Source organism: Aeromicrobium flavum (genome assembly GCF_007992115.1).
GTDB classification, from domain to species: Bacteria; Actinomycetota; Actinomycetes; order Propionibacteriales; family Nocardioidaceae; genus Aeromicrobium; species Aeromicrobium flavum.
On the sequence record NZ_BJZQ01000005.1, the window covers coordinates 108,749 to 121,743 of the forward strand.

General features: G+C 71.1%; 17 protein-coding genes. 10 read left to right on the forward strand and 7 right to left on the reverse strand.

The genetic code is table 11. From position 1 onward, the window contains the following. Window positions 1-77: 77 nt before the first annotated feature. The 4 genes from AFL01nite_RS07250 to AFL01nite_RS07265 are packed head-to-tail and all read left to right on the forward strand — an operon-like array spanning window position 78 to window position 3,447. Window positions 78-503, forward strand: a complete 426-nt coding sequence (locus AFL01nite_RS07250) for a YciI family protein (RefSeq protein ID WP_146826917.1) — start codon at window positions 78-80, stop codon at window positions 501-503. Window position 504: 1 nt separating this feature from the next. Then, window positions 505-1,743, forward strand: coding sequence for an RNA polymerase sigma factor (locus AFL01nite_RS07255; RefSeq protein WP_146826919.1), 1,239 nt, complete (start codon window positions 505-507; stop codon window positions 1,741-1,743). 46 nt (window positions 1,744-1,789) lie between these two features. Further along, window positions 1,790-2,113, forward strand: coding sequence for a PadR family transcriptional regulator (locus tag AFL01nite_RS07260; protein ID WP_146826921.1), 324 nt, complete (start codon window positions 1,790-1,792; stop codon window positions 2,111-2,113). Further along, window positions 2,110-3,447, forward strand: a complete 1,338-nt coding sequence (locus tag AFL01nite_RS07265) for a permease prefix domain 1-containing protein (RefSeq protein WP_146826923.1) — start codon at window positions 2,110-2,112, stop codon at window positions 3,445-3,447. The genes AFL01nite_RS07260 and AFL01nite_RS07265 overlap by 4 nt, the downstream gene beginning before the upstream one ends. A gap of 1 nt (window position 3,448) precedes the next feature. Here the strand turns inward: AFL01nite_RS07265 and AFL01nite_RS07270 are convergent, their stop codons facing one another. Further along, window positions 3,449-4,102 carry a 4a-hydroxytetrahydrobiopterin dehydratase gene (locus AFL01nite_RS07270; protein WP_146826925.1) on the reverse strand — a complete coding sequence of 218 codons (654 nt, stop codon included), beginning with the start codon at window positions 4,100-4,102 and terminating at the stop codon, window positions 3,449-3,451. Between the two features lie 110 nt (window positions 4,103-4,212). Between AFL01nite_RS07270 and AFL01nite_RS07275 the strand changes: the two genes are divergently transcribed. Continuing rightward, entirely contained in the window at window positions 4,213-4,776 is a 564-nt protein-coding gene (locus tag AFL01nite_RS07275; RefSeq protein WP_146826927.1) for a dihydrofolate reductase family protein, read from the forward strand. 4 nt (window positions 4,777-4,780) lie between these two features. Here the strand turns inward: AFL01nite_RS07275 and AFL01nite_RS07280 are convergent, their stop codons facing one another. From AFL01nite_RS07280 to AFL01nite_RS07290, 3 genes are read right to left on the reverse strand one after another with little or no spacing between them, the layout of a single operon-like run. Further along, window positions 4,781-5,800, reverse strand: coding sequence for an LLM class flavin-dependent oxidoreductase (locus AFL01nite_RS07280; protein ID WP_146826929.1), 1,020 nt, complete (start codon window positions 5,798-5,800; stop codon window positions 4,781-4,783). Between the two features lie 27 nt (window positions 5,801-5,827). Next, window positions 5,828-6,052, reverse strand: a complete 225-nt coding sequence (locus tag AFL01nite_RS07285; protein WP_146826931.1) for a helix-turn-helix domain-containing protein — start codon at window positions 6,050-6,052, stop codon at window positions 5,828-5,830. Continuing rightward, window positions 6,052-6,654 carry a DUF2975 domain-containing protein gene (locus AFL01nite_RS07290; protein WP_146826933.1) on the reverse strand — a complete coding sequence of 201 codons (603 nt, stop codon included), beginning with the start codon at window positions 6,652-6,654 and terminating at the stop codon, window positions 6,052-6,054. The genes AFL01nite_RS07285 and AFL01nite_RS07290 overlap by 1 nt, the downstream gene beginning before the upstream one ends. Window positions 6,655-6,753: 99 nt before the next feature. Between AFL01nite_RS07290 and AFL01nite_RS07295 the strand changes: the two genes are divergently transcribed. Both AFL01nite_RS07295 and AFL01nite_RS07300 read left to right on the forward strand, forming a co-directional pair. Further along, window positions 6,754-7,290, forward strand: a complete 537-nt coding sequence (locus tag AFL01nite_RS07295; protein WP_146826934.1) for a GNAT family N-acetyltransferase — start codon at window positions 6,754-6,756, stop codon at window positions 7,288-7,290. Beyond that, window positions 7,287-7,697 (forward strand): DoxX family protein, encoded by a 411-nt coding sequence (locus tag AFL01nite_RS07300; RefSeq protein WP_146826937.1) that lies wholly within the window; start codon window positions 7,287-7,289, stop codon window positions 7,695-7,697. The genes AFL01nite_RS07295 and AFL01nite_RS07300 overlap by 4 nt, the downstream gene beginning before the upstream one ends. Here AFL01nite_RS07300 and AFL01nite_RS07305 read toward each other — a convergent pair. The 3 genes from AFL01nite_RS07305 to AFL01nite_RS07315 are packed head-to-tail and all read right to left on the reverse strand — an operon-like array spanning window position 7,663 to window position 9,981. Then, entirely contained in the window at window positions 7,663-8,283 is a 621-nt protein-coding gene (locus AFL01nite_RS07305) for an alpha-ketoglutarate-dependent dioxygenase AlkB (RefSeq protein WP_146826940.1), read from the reverse strand. The two genes, AFL01nite_RS07300 and AFL01nite_RS07305, sit on opposite strands and share 35 nt — an antisense overlap. A gap of 53 nt (window positions 8,284-8,336) precedes the next feature. After that, on the reverse strand, window positions 8,337-9,479 hold the full coding sequence (locus tag AFL01nite_RS07310) for a serine hydrolase domain-containing protein (protein WP_146826942.1): 1,143 nt from the start codon (window positions 9,477-9,479) through the stop codon (window positions 8,337-8,339). Window positions 9,480-9,489: 10 nt separating this feature from the next. Further along, window positions 9,490-9,981, reverse strand: a complete 492-nt coding sequence (locus AFL01nite_RS07315; protein ID WP_146826944.1) for a phosphoribosyltransferase — start codon at window positions 9,979-9,981, stop codon at window positions 9,490-9,492. Between the two features lie 17 nt (window positions 9,982-9,998). Here AFL01nite_RS07315 and AFL01nite_RS07320 point away from each other — a divergent pair, with 17 nt between their 5' ends. The 3 genes from AFL01nite_RS07320 (at window position 9,999) to AFL01nite_RS07330 (ending at window position 12,953) form a co-directional block, all read left to right on the forward strand. After that, complete coding sequence (locus tag AFL01nite_RS07320; RefSeq protein WP_222593431.1) at window positions 9,999-10,643, forward strand: MBL fold metallo-hydrolase; 645 nt, start codon at window positions 9,999-10,001, stop codon at window positions 10,641-10,643. A 79-nt stretch (window positions 10,644-10,722) separates the two neighbouring features. Next, window positions 10,723-12,261, forward strand: a complete 1,539-nt coding sequence (locus AFL01nite_RS07325; protein ID WP_146826946.1) for a UDP-N-acetylglucosamine 1-carboxyvinyltransferase — start codon at window positions 10,723-10,725, stop codon at window positions 12,259-12,261. After that, window positions 12,261-12,953, forward strand: coding sequence for a nucleoside/nucleotide kinase family protein (locus AFL01nite_RS07330; protein WP_146826948.1), 693 nt, complete (start codon window positions 12,261-12,263; stop codon window positions 12,951-12,953). Before AFL01nite_RS07325 ends, AFL01nite_RS07330 begins: the two co-directional genes overlap by 1 nt. Window positions 12,954-12,995 lie beyond the last annotated feature (42 nt).

The following is a 12,995-nucleotide window of genomic DNA, read 5'->3' on the forward strand; positions in this document are numbered from 1 at the left end:
GGTGTCGATCTCGCGCGGTGCCGTTCGACGTCAGGGTGAGAGGGCGCACGAGGCGTCCGCACGAGAGGACCGGAACGATGACGAAGTACATGCTGATCATGCGCAGCTCCGACGCCGCGAACGAGGCCGCGAAGGACGTCGACTTCGAGGAGATCATCAACGCGATGGGCGCCTACAACGAGGCGCTGATGAACGCCGGCGTCATGATCGGGGGCGACGGCCTGTCCGACCCCTCGGAGGGGTTCGTCGTCGACTTCTCCGCCGAGGAGCCGATCGTTTCCGACGGCCCCTACGGCGAGACGCACGAGCTCTTCAACGGCTTCTGGATGCTGCAGGTGGGCTCGCGCGAGGAGGCCGTCGAGTGGGCCAAGCGCTGCCCGCTGGGACCCGGCGCGAAGCTCGAGGTCCGCCGGGTCACGGACGAGTCCGACTTCGAGGACTACGCCGACAACGAGTACGTCCAGAAGGAAGCCGGCTGGCGCGAGCAGCTCGGCACCGTCTGAGATGGACGACCTCGCCGGGACCCTCGATGCGATCTGGCGCATCGAGGGCTCGCGGGTCGTCGCCACGCTGGCACGGGTCACGGGCGACCTGGCCGAGGCCGAGGACCTCGCCCAGGAGGCGCTGGCCGAGGCGCTCCGGTCCTGGCCCGCGAGCGGCGTCCCCCGCAACCCCGGAGCGTGGCTCACCACGGTGGCCCGACGGCGCGCGATCGACGGGTGGCGCCGCCGGGCCGCGCTGGACGACCGGCACCGGGCGCTCGCCCGCGACCTCGGCGAGGCCGCCGACGACGTGTGGCAGCCGATCGAGGACGACCTGCTGCGGCTGGTCTTCACGGCGTGCCACCCGGTCCTTCCTCGTGAGGCCCAGGTCGCGCTGACCCTGCGCGTGGTGGCGAGCCTGTCCACGGCCGAGATCGCCCGCCTGCTCGTCGCCTCCGTGCCGGCGGTGCAGCAGCGGATCGTCCGGGCCAAGCGGACGCTGACGGAGGCGCGCGTGCCGTTCGAGGTGCCCGACCACACCGAATGGGTACCGCGGCTGCAGTCCGTGCTGACCGTCGTGTACCTGGTCTTCACCGAGGGCTACGCCGCCACCGCCGGCGACCGGTGGGTGCGACGCGAGCTCGCCGAGGAGGCCCTGCGGCTCGGTCGTGTCCTGTCCCGGCTGCTCCCCCGCGAGCCGGAGATCCACGGCCTCGTCGCGCTCATGGAGCTCCAGGCGTCCCGCTTCACCGCCCGCGTCGACGACGCCGGCGACCCCGTCGTCCTGGCCGACCAGGACCGGCGGCAGTGGGACCGCGGCCAGATCCGGCGCGGGCTGGAGGCACTCGAGCGGGTCGACGCGCTCCGACGCGGTCGTGGGCCGTACGCCCTGCAGGCCGCGATCGCCGCGTGCCATGCCACCGCCCCGAGCTTCGCCGAGACCGGCTGGGACCGGATCGTCCTGCTGTACGACGCCCTCGGCGCCCTCGCGCCCGGACCGGTCGTGCGACTCAACCGCGCCGCCGCGCTCTCCATGACCGAGGACGGCACCCTGCCCGCGCTGGCCGAGGTCGAGCAGATCGCGGACGCCGGGCAGCTGGGCGCGAGCCACCTCGTCGGCAGCGTGCGAGCCGAGCTGCTGCAGCGCCTCGGCCGGACGGCCGAGGCGCGAGGCCAGTTCCTCGCTGCGGCCGAGCTCGCCACGAACGACCGGGAGCGGGCCTGGCTCGAGCGAAAGGCGGAACGGCTCGCCGGTGCTTGACCCCTTGTGGTTCTATGTACGTAGGACCACAAGGGAAGGATCCGCCATGAAGGTGGGCAAGGACCTCGTCGCCGCCTCCGCGACCCCGATCGTGCTGGGCATCCTGGCCGACGGGGAGTCGTACGGGTACGCCATCCTCCAGCGCATCGCCGCGCTGTCCGACGGCGAGCTCGCCTGGACCGACGGGATGCTCTATCCCCTGCTGCACCGGCTCGAGCGGCTCGGCGCCGTGGAGTCGCGCTGGGACGTCGGCGGCAACGGTCGGCGGCGCAAGCACTACCAGCTGACGCCGGACGGGAAGGCGCTGCTGGCCGAGCAGCGCCAGCAGTGGCAGGTCGTCACGTCGACCCTGAGCCAGGTGTGGGCATGAGCACCGGGATCGAGGCGCAGATCGCCCAGTGGCGCGCGTTCCTCACCGAGCGCCCGGCCGTGTCCCCCGCCGACGCCGACGAGCTCGAGGCCCACCTGCGGGACCATCTCGACGCCCTGACGGCCGCCGGGCTCAGCCCCGACGAGGCCTTCCTCGTCGCCGCCCGCCGGGTGGGGGCCATCGACGACGTGGCCAAGGAGTTCGCCCGCGAGCACTCCGAGCGGCTGTGGAAGCAGCTCGTGCTCGGCCAGCACGACGGGCAGCCCAACGGCTTCGGCACCGCGCTCGCCTGTGCCGTGCTCGCCGCGCTCACGATCGTCTCCCCCGCGCTGTTCGGCTTCGGGATGACCGGCAACGAGCCGTTCTACACGGTGAACGCCGTGCCCGTGGTGCTCGCCTTCGTCACCGGGCTGCTCGCGATCCGACGGTCCGCGAGCCCTCGGCTCATCGCGGCGCTCGCCGTCCCGTTCGTCGTCACCGTCGCCGCCCTCAATGCGTACCCGTTCGAGGACGGCGGCTCCACCCAGGCCCTCTCGGTGCTGCACGGTCTCGTGCTGCTGTGGCTCGTCGTCGGCATCGCGTACAGCAACGGCCACTGGCGATCGACCCGGCACCGGATGGACTTCGTCCGCTTCACCGGCGAGTGGGTCGTCTACATGGCGCTCATCGCCCTCGGCGGCGGCGTCCTCGTGGGACTCACCCTGGGCGCGTTCGCGGCGGTCGGCGTCGACGCGGAGCTCGCCGTCGCGAACGTCGTCCTGCCCGGCGGCGCGGCCGGCGCAGCGGTCATCGCCACCTGGCTCGTGGAGGCCAAGCAGGGCGTCATCGAGAACATCACCCCGGTGCTGGCCCGCCTGTTCCTGCCGCTGTTCACCGTGTTCCTGACGGTGCTCGTCGCCACCGGCGTCGTGCAGCGCGACGTCGTGGGGTCGCCGCGGGGCCTGCTCATCCTCTTCGATCTCGTGCTGCTGGTCGTGATCGCGCTGGTGCTCTACACGCTGTCGTCGCGCGACCGCCTCGCTCCCCCGGGCTGGACCGACCGGCTCATGGTCGTGCTCGTGGCCGCGGCGATCATCGTCGACACGTTCGTGCTGGCGGCGATGCTGGGCCGCATCGGCGAGTTCGGCATGAGCGCCAACAAGGCGGCCTCGCTCGGGCTCAACGTCGTGCTCTGGGTCAACCTCTGCGGCACCGTCGCGCTGCTGGTGCGGTTCCTGCGCGGCCGGTCGCGCCACGACGCGGTCGAGCGCTGGCAGACCTCGTTCCTGCCGGTCTACTTCGCGTGGGCCGCGGTGGTCGCGTTCGCGTTCCCCGTGCTGTTCTCCTTCGCCTGAGTCAGGTGCGTTCGAGCACCGTGCACAGGCAGGCCTTGTTGCCCTCCGGGTCCTCCAGCACCACGAAGGACGGCGACTCGGAGTCGTCGACGACCCGGCCCCCTGCGGCGACGCCGGCCTCGATCCGGGCAGGCAGCTGGCCGGCGGGGATCCAGACATCGAGGTGGAAGCACATGGCGGGCACCCCGTCGCGCGGCGGCGTGGGCTGGAACCACAGCAACGGCACCTGACCCGTCGCGTCGGTGACCTGCTCGCCGTCGAACGCGTCGGTGTCGCCGGTCAGCACCGCACTCCAGAACGGACCGATGGCGTCGGCGTCCACGGCGTTCAGGGCGATCTCGAGCGCGGTCACGCGCCCGGGGTCGCTCTCGAGGCCGCGCTCGGCGGCGAGGTCGCTGATCGTCCGGGCCATAGCGAGGTCCCGATCTGTCACGGCCCCCGTGTCGTGGCTGGTGAGCGTGATGTCGACGTGCGTATAGGTCAGCTTGACGTCGGGGTGATGGTTCGCGTCCTCGGCCGCGGCGCCGATGTCGACGACGAACTCCAGGCCGGTGGCGAAGTCGCCCGTGCGGAACCGGGCATGGAGGCTGTGGACCAGGGGCCGCCAGTCGTCCAGACCGGCAGCGATGATCGTCGGGGTGTCGACGGCGCTCATGGAGCCAATATCGTCCTGCCGTGCCGTCGGCGCCAGCCCAACGACGCCGGAGTCTTCCGCGCCGTCCGTCCGCGGTCCTAAAATCGAACCTCCCGAGCGCGGAGGAACGCATGCGGAACGTGACGTATTCGATGGGAATCTCGCTGGACGGCTACACCGCGGGTCCCGACGGCACCTTCGACTGGGGCGCCCCCAGCGACGAGCTGTTCCGGTTCAGCATCGAGGAGATCCGCCGGGTCGGCATCCACCTGATGGGCCGGAACCTCTACGAGACGATGCGCTACTGGGAGGACCCGGACCACGAGGCGACGTTCGACGCCGCGCAGCGGGAGTGGGCGTCCCTGTGGAACCCCCTGCCGAAGGTCGTCTTCTCCACGACGCTCCCGCAGGTGCAGGGCGCCGCCCGACTTGCTGAGCGCAGCCTCCCCGAGGAGATCGAGCGCCTGCGGGCCGAGCCCGACGACAGCGACATCGCCATCGGGGGCCCGACCCTCGCGGCCGAGGCGGCCCGGCTCGGCCTCATCGACGAGTACTGGATCCGGGTGTTCCCGGTGCTCGTGGGCGGCGGCACGCCGTTCTTCCTGCACGAGGAGCAGCGCGTCGACCTGGAGCTGCTCGACGCCCGCACGTTCGGCCAGGGCGTCCAGTTCCTCCGCTATCGCGTCAGGCGCTGATGCCTCAGCGCCAGCCCAGCGCCGGTGCGACGTGCGTCAGCAGGCTCTCGATCACGTGGGCGTTGTAGCCGACCCCGAGCTGGTTGGGAACCGTGATCAGCAGGGTGTCCGCAGCGGCGATCGCCTCGTCGTCGCGCAGTTCCTCGACGAGCCGGTCGGGCTCCGCGGCGTACGTGCGACCGAAGCGCGCCGAGCCGCCGTCGAGGAAGCCCACCTGATCGGTGCTGCGCGACTCGTGGCCGAAGTACGCGTGATCCTGGTCGGACACCAGCGGGAAGATGCTGCGGCTCACCGAGACGCGCGGCTCGCGCTCGTGGCCGGCGGCCTTCCAGGCGTCGCGGAAGCGCTGGATCTGCTCGGCCTGCAGCTGGTGGAACGGCACCCCCGTGTCCTCGGTCAGCAGCGTCGAGCTCATCAGGTTCATGCCCTGCTCGGCGGCCCACTCGGCGGTCGCGCGCGACCCGGCGCCCCACCAGATGCGGTCGCGCAGACCGGGCGAGTGCGGCTCCAGCGGCAGGCGGCCCGGCGGGTTCGGGAACATCGGCCGCGGGTTCGGCTCGGCGAAGCCCTCGCCCTTGAGCACCTCAATCAGGACCTGCGTGTGCCCGCGAGCCATGTCGGCGTCGCTCATACCCTTGGGCGGTTCGAAGCCGAAGTACTTGTAGCCGGCGATGACCTGCTCGGGTGATCCTCGGCTGACGCCGAGCTGCAGCCTGCCGCCCGAGATCAGGTCGGCGGCCGCGGCGTTCTCGGCGAAGTTCAGCGGGTTCTCGTACCGCATGTCGATGACGCCGGTGCCGAGCTCGATCCGGCTCGTGCGCGCGGCCGCAGCGGCCAGCAGCGGGAACGGCGACGCCAGTTGGCGGGCGAAGTGGTGCACCCGGAAGTAGGCGCCGTCGGCACCGAGCTCCTCGGCGGCCACGGCCAGGTCGATCGACTGCAGCAGCGTGTCGGCCGCCGACCTCGTGGCGGAGTGCGGCGAGTCGGACCAGTGGCCGAAGGACAGGAACCCGATGTTCTTCATGTCCGGGTCAACGTCCCCCGGGCCGATTCATTCCGCCAGGACGAGCAGCTCGCCGATCTCACAGTCCAGCGCGTCGCACACCGCGGTGAGCGTCGTGAAGCGGATCGCCTTCGCCCGGTCGTTCTTCAGCACCGACAGGTTCACCACCGTGACGCCGACCAGCTCGGCCAGCCTCGTCAGGGTCAGCCCCCGCTCGGCCAGCAGCTCGTCCAGCCGGCAGTGCACCCGGTGCGCGTCGTCCTCCGGCGGCATCAGACCAGGCCCGCGGTCTCGCGCTGCAGCCGCTCCCCCGCATGGAACGCAGCTCCCAGGCAACCCACGATGATGGCGACGAACAGGTACAGGAACGAGAACTGCATGCTGACCGCCACGTCGGCAGCCTCTGGGCTCAGCCTCGCCAGCGCGCCGTTGCTGGCCATCGTCGTCGCGATCGAGCTGATGAGCCAACCACCGAGGATCACGAACGAGGTGGCCGTCACCAGCCGTGTGTTCGTCCGCGAGAAGAACTGCCCTGACGCCAGGTTGCGGCAGAACCAGGAGATGCACAGCATCACCGCGATCACCGCGCACGCGGGCACGATCACCGCCCCGAGGGCGGCCGCCAGACTGGCCGGCGGCAGGTCGGAGACGCGGACCGTGACGTGGTCCAGCTCGACCGGAATGCGCTCCCCCACGCCCGGGATTGCGACATCTTGGCGCTGCGCGTCGAGATAGACCTCGACGGGCACGTCGCGGTTCGGGAGGATCTCGGCGATCCGGGACACTGCGTCCACGATCGTGCCGACGATGACCACGACGCTGATCACGACCGCCGTCCACAGGTCCGACCGCGCCGCTCCGAACGGTTGCTTCATGGATCCCCCTCATATCGAGGGTCGATGGTATCGAAACACGATATGCACGAGCGGGTCAAGTGGCAGCGGCGGCGGCCGCCGAACTGCCAGACTGGCCGCATGGCCGTCACCCGCCTCGTCGCCACGACCGACGCCGAGCCGCTGGCGGACGTGCTGCGCCGCAACCGCGAGGCGATGGCCGAGCTGGAGCCGAACCGCCCGGAGGTCTACTTCAGCGCCAAGGGCCAGCGCGCGATCATCCAGGATGCGCTGCGGCGGTACGAGGACGGCGTGTCCTTCCCGCGCGTGATCCTGGGGCCCGACGACTCGGTCGTCGGCCGCATCAACCTCAACGAGATCGTGCGCGGCCCGTCACTCAAGGGCGCCCTCGGGTACTACGTCGACGAGGCCGAGCAGGGTCGCGGGCTCGCCACGACGGCCGTGGCCGAGGTGGTGAACCTCGCCTTCGTGCGACTGGGACTGCACCGGATCGAGGCCGCCACCCGGCTCGACAACACCTCCAGCCAGCGCGTCCTGGAGAAGAACGGCTTCACCCGCTTCGGCGTCGCGCGCGACTACCTGCGCCTGGCCGGCCGCTGGCACGACCACGTGCTCTACGAGCGGATCGCCGGCGACTCCCCTAGCGTCGACGCATGAAAACGATCGCCCGCATCCTGCTCGGCGCCATGCTCACGTTCGCGGGAGTGAGTCACCTGACCTTTGCCCGCGACGAGTTCCAGGCCCAGGTGCCGAAGAGCATCCCGGTGAACGAGGACTTCACCGTGGTCGCCTCGGGCATCGTCGAGATCCTCCTCGGCGCGGCCTTCATGGCCCTGCCGCGACACCGGCGCATCGTCGGGCTGGTGGGCGCGGCGTTCTTCGTGGCGGTCTTCCCCGGCAACGTCGCGCAGTACCTGAACCACGCGGACGGCTTCGGTCTCGACACCGACCGTGCCCGCCTGATCCGCCTGTTCTTCCAGCCGGTGCTGGTGGTCTGGGCGCTGTGGTCGACCGACGCGCTGCAGATCGTCAGCGAACGCCGGCGACGCGGTACTGCACGCTGATCCTGGGCCCGACCGCCCTGGCGGTCTTCAGCACCGCGTGCTCCCACGTGCGCTGACAGCTGCCACCCATGACCGAGAGGTCGCCGTGACCGAGGCTGAAGCCGGTCTGCGCCCCTCCCCCGACCGGTCGCAGGCTCAGCCGGCGCGGTGCGCCGAGCGAGAGGATCGCGACCATCGTGTCCTCGGTACGGCTCTTGCCGATGCGGTCGCCGTGCCAGGCGACCGAGTCGTTGCCGTCGCGGTAGTAGCACAGGCCCGCGGTGACGAACGGCTCGCCGAGCTCGGCCGCGTAGTGCGCCGAGAGCGCGTCGCGCGCCTCCTCCAGTGCCGGGTGCGGCAAGGGCCGGTCGACGCCGTAGAAGCACAGCAGCCGTGGCACGTCGACGACGCGCTCGTACATCTCGCGCCGCTCTCCGCGCCACGGCACCTCGGAGCGCAACGTCTCGAACAGCTCGTCGGCACCGCTGACCCAGCCGGGCAGCGTGTCGACCCACGCGCCGGCGTCCAGCCGGTGGCGCCGGACCTCATCCAGCGGCCCACAGCGCACCCCGGCGTCACCGTCGAGCAGGGATCCCTGGAACCACATGCCGCCAGATTACGCCGCCGCACCGAACATGCGTTCGACTGAACGCCGGCGTGTCACGCGTGGAGGCTGTCCCAGAAGGTCCCCAGGACCTCCGGCGGCTCGGGCGTGCCGAACCCCTGCCGGGTGAGCAGCACGCCACCCACGCCGGAGCCCGGATCGACCCAGAGGCTGGTGCCCGTGCCGCCGTCCCAGCCGAACCGTCCGGGATGCGACGACGGATACCGCGCCGCGAGGTCGATGCCGACCCCGAGCCCCCAGCCCAGGTCCGGCTCGAGGAACTCCTGCGCCATCGCCCGGGCGGTCTCGCCCATCGTGTCGGTGGTCAGCGCGGCGAACGACGCCGCGGAGAGGATCGGCCCTCGCGGCCCCTGGCCGCCGAGCAGCAGCATCCGGGCGAATCTCGCGAGGTCGGCCGCCGTCGAGAGCAGCCCGGTGGCACCGGAGCGGAACACGGGCACGTTCATGAGGCGCGGGTCGCCCGTGGGGGCGACCTCGACGAACTCGCCCCGCCGGTTCGGGAACCAGGAGGACGGCACGCGGTCGACGTCCTGCATCGGCACCGCGTAGCCCGTGTCGTGCATGTCCAGCGGCGCGAAGACCTTCTCGCTCAGCACGAGGTCGAGCCGTCGACGGGTGACCCGTTCGAGCAGGACCGCCAGGACGTCGAAGGAGAACTGGTAGAGCCACCCCTCGCCGGGCTGGTGCCTCATCGGCAGCGAGCCCGCGAGCTCGGCCCAGCGGTCGGGGCGCACCTGTGTGGGCACCCACGACGAGTCGAGGCCCCGGCGCTCGTACTCGGTGGTGAGCGGGTCGGTGGGGGTGGCCTGCACGTCCCAGCCCAGCCCGGAGCTCATCTGCAGCAGGTCGCGAACGGTCGTAGGACGGGTCGCCGGCACGGTGTCGTCGAGCGCTCCCCCGCGGTCGCGCAGGACCCGCCGGTCGCCGAACTCGGGAAGCCAGCGGTCGATCGGGTCGTCGAGCGCGATCAGTCCCTCGTCGACCAGGCGCAGGGTCAGCACCCCGATCACCGGCTTGGTGATCGAGGCGACGCGGAAGATCGTGTCGCGACCCAGCGGTCCGGCAGCGCCGATGTCGACCGTCTGGCGCGGGCCGGAGACCACGGCCCAGACCGCACCGGGAACCGGCATCCGGGCGGCAACGTCGCGCATCGCGCGGGTCGCGTCGGCGGTGGTCATGGTGCGCTCCTCAGGCGTCCAGGACGCCCGTGCGCGACGTGATGACCGGTTCGCTCGACCACGGGAAGTTGATCCACCGGTCGGTCTGCCTCCAGGCGTAGTCCGGCTTCAGGATCGAGCGGGGCTTCTCGTAGATGACCGCCGATCGCACCTCGCCGGCGTGCTCGGAGCAGACGCGCGCCACCAGCTCGAGGGTCTTGCCGCTGTCGGCCACGTCGTCGACGACCAGCACCGACAGGTCGTTGAGCTCGGCGAGGTCGAGGAACGGCGGCAGCAGCGTCGGCTCGTCACGGGTCGTGCCGACGCCGGTGTAGAACTCGACGTTCATGGTGAACAGGTTCTTGCAGTCCAGGGCGTAGGCCACCGAGCCGGCCGGGATCAGTCCGCCGCGGGCGATGCCGAGCACGATGTCGGGGACGAAGCCCGAGTCCGCCACCGCCTGGGCGAGGTCGCGGATCGCGGTCCCGTAGGTGTGCCAGGTCAGGATCTCGCGGTCGTCCATGCGCCCATCGTGGCACGATGACGACCATGCACGTCACCCGCTTCGGCCACGCCGCCGTTCTCGTCGAGGTCGGCACCACCCGCATCCTGCTCGACCCGGGCGTCTTCAGCGATCGCGCCTTCGAGCTGACCGATCTCGACGCCATCGTCGTGACCCACCAGCACCCCGACCACCTGGACCGCGAACGGATCGGCGCACTGGTCGAGGCGAACCCGCAGGCGCGACTGCTGGCCGAGCCCGAGACCGCAGCCACCCTCGACGGCTGGGAGCCGACGGGCGCGGACCTGACCTTCGAGGTCGGAGGGGTGACCCTCACCGGCGTCGGCTCGCAGCACGCCGTGATCCTGCCCTCGCTCCCCCGTGTCGGCAACGTCGGCATCCTCGTCGCCGCCGAGGGAGAGCCGACCCTCTTCCACCCGGGCGACACGTACGAGCACCGCCCCGAGGGGGTCGACATCCTGGCCCTGCCGCTCTCGGCGCCGTGGGCCAAGGTCAGCGAGACGGTCGACTTCCTGCAGGCCGTGGCGCCCCGCACCGCGTTCCCCATCCACGACTGCACCGTGGCCGAGGCCGCGTACGGCATCTACTGGATGCACGTCGAGGACCACGGTGGCGTCGACGACCTCCAGCGCCTGGCCCAGGACGGCGCCCTGCGGCTCTGACCGGTGTGGTGGTGGTGTTCACACGCGCCACGGCTCTCGCGGGCTGGCTTTATCTCACAGAAGATATACGCTGGAGAGCATGACCCAGAGCGACTCCTACCTCGCCCGGATCGGCACCCTGATCCGCGACGCCCGCCAGCACTCCGGCCTCACCCAGGCCCAGCTGGCCGCTGAGCTGAAGACCAGTCAGAGTGCGATCAACCGCATCGAGAAGGGCCAGCAGAACCTCACGCTCGACACCCTCGCCCGCATCGGCTCCGCGCTCGACTCCGAGCTCGTCAGCGTAGCCACCACCACCGGCCCGAGCCACCTGCGCGTCAAGGGCGGCACGACGCTCTCGGGCAGCATCGACGTCAAGTCCAGCAAGAACGCCGGCGTCGCGCTGCTGTGCGCCGCGCTGCTGAACACCGGCACCACGGTCCTGCGCAAGGTCGCGCGGATCGAGGAGGTCAACCGGCTGCTCGAGGTGCTCGAGTCCATCGGCGTCCGCACCACGTGGCTGAACGACCACAACGACCTCGAACTCGTCGTGCCCGAGACGCTCGACCTGGCCAAGATGGACGCCGAGGCGGCGCGCCGCACCCGCAGCATCATCATGTTCCTCGGCCCGCTGATGCACCGCATGGACGAGTTCGACCTGCCGTACGCCGGCGGCTGCGACCTCGGCACCCGCACGGTCGAGCCGCACATGACCGCGCTGCGTCCCTTCGGCCTGAAGGTCGTCGCCTCCGAGGGCAGCTATCACGCGTCGGCCGCCCGCGGCGTCGCGCCGGAGCGCCCCATCGTCCTCACCGAGCGTGGCGACACCGTCACCGAGAACGCCCTGCTCGCGGCCGCCCGCCACGAGGGCGTCACCGTCATCCGCAACGCCAGCCCGAACTACATGGTCCAGGACCTGTGCTTCTTCCTCGAGCGCCTCGGCGTGCAGATCGAGGGCATCGGCACCACCACGCTGCGCGTCACCGGCAAGCGTGAGATGCGCGGCGACGTCGACTACGCCCCCAGCGAGGACCCGATCGAGGCGATGAGCCTCATCACCGCCGCCATCGTCACCAGCTCCGAGATCACGGTCCGCCGCGTGCCGATCGAGTTCATGGAGATCGAGCTGGCACTGCTCGAGGAGATGGGCTTCCGGTACGACCGGTCCGAGGAGTACCTGGCCGAGAACGGCCAGACCCGCCTGGTCGACATCACGACGCACCCGTCGCAGCTGCGTGCGCCGATCGACAAGATCCACCCGATGCCGTTCCCCGGCCTCAACATCGACAACCTGCCGTTCTTCGCCGTCATCGCGGCGCAGGCCGAGGGACAGACGATGCTGCACGACTGGGTCTACGAGAACCGCGCGATCTACCTGACCGAGCTGAACAAGCTCGGCGCCTCGGTCAAGCTGCTCGACCCGCACCGGGTCCTGATCGAAGGTCCGACGCATTGGAGCGGCGCCGAGCTGGTGTGCCCGCCGGCCCTGCGTCCCGCGGTCGTCATCCTGATCGCGATGCTCGCGGCCAAGGGCACCTCGGTGCTGCGCAGCGTGTACGTCATCAACCGCGGCTACGAGGACCTCGCGCTGCGGCTCAACGCCCTCGGCGCCGAGATCGAGACCTTCCGCGACATCTGATGGTCCCGGTCGCCACGCGACGGCGCCGTGAGGTCCTCGGCGCCGTCGCACGCCACCTGCTTCCCCGACGCCCCGGGCATCCCCTGCGGGTCGGGATCGACGGTGTCTGCGGAAGTGGCAAGACCACGTTCGCTGCGGAGCTGGCCGCGCAGGTCGAGGCCCTCGGACGACCCGCGATCGTGGTCGACTCCGACGGGTTCCACCACGTGCGGTCGCGACGACGCCGACGGCTCGACGACCCGGCGCGCGGCTACTACGAGGATGCGTACGACTTCGACGCCCTGCGCGACCGGGTGCTGGTCCCGCTCGGCCCCGGCGGCACGCGTCGGTTCGCCGTGCGCGTCCACGACCTGGAGTCCGACGCGGTGATCACCGATGCGAACACCACCGCGCCCGTCGACGCCGTGATGCTCTTCGCGGCCACGTTCCTCCAGCGCGCCGGCCTCAGGGACCTGTGGGACGAGGTGATCCACCTGCACGTGGACCTGGAGGTCGCCCAGGCCCGCGGCGTCGAGCGCGACGCCGCGGCCCTCGGTGGAGCTGTCGCCGCGACTCGGGCCTACGAGGAGCGCTACCTGGCCGCGTGCCGCCTCTACGTGGCGGAGCAGGACCCCGCCCCCCGGGCGTCGATCGTCGTCGACAACACGGTCCTCGAGGCGCCGCGCCTCCTGCGGCCGAGCGACGACATCTGACGGGTTCGGCGCACCTGCCGCCCCCGCCGTCACCGGTGGCCT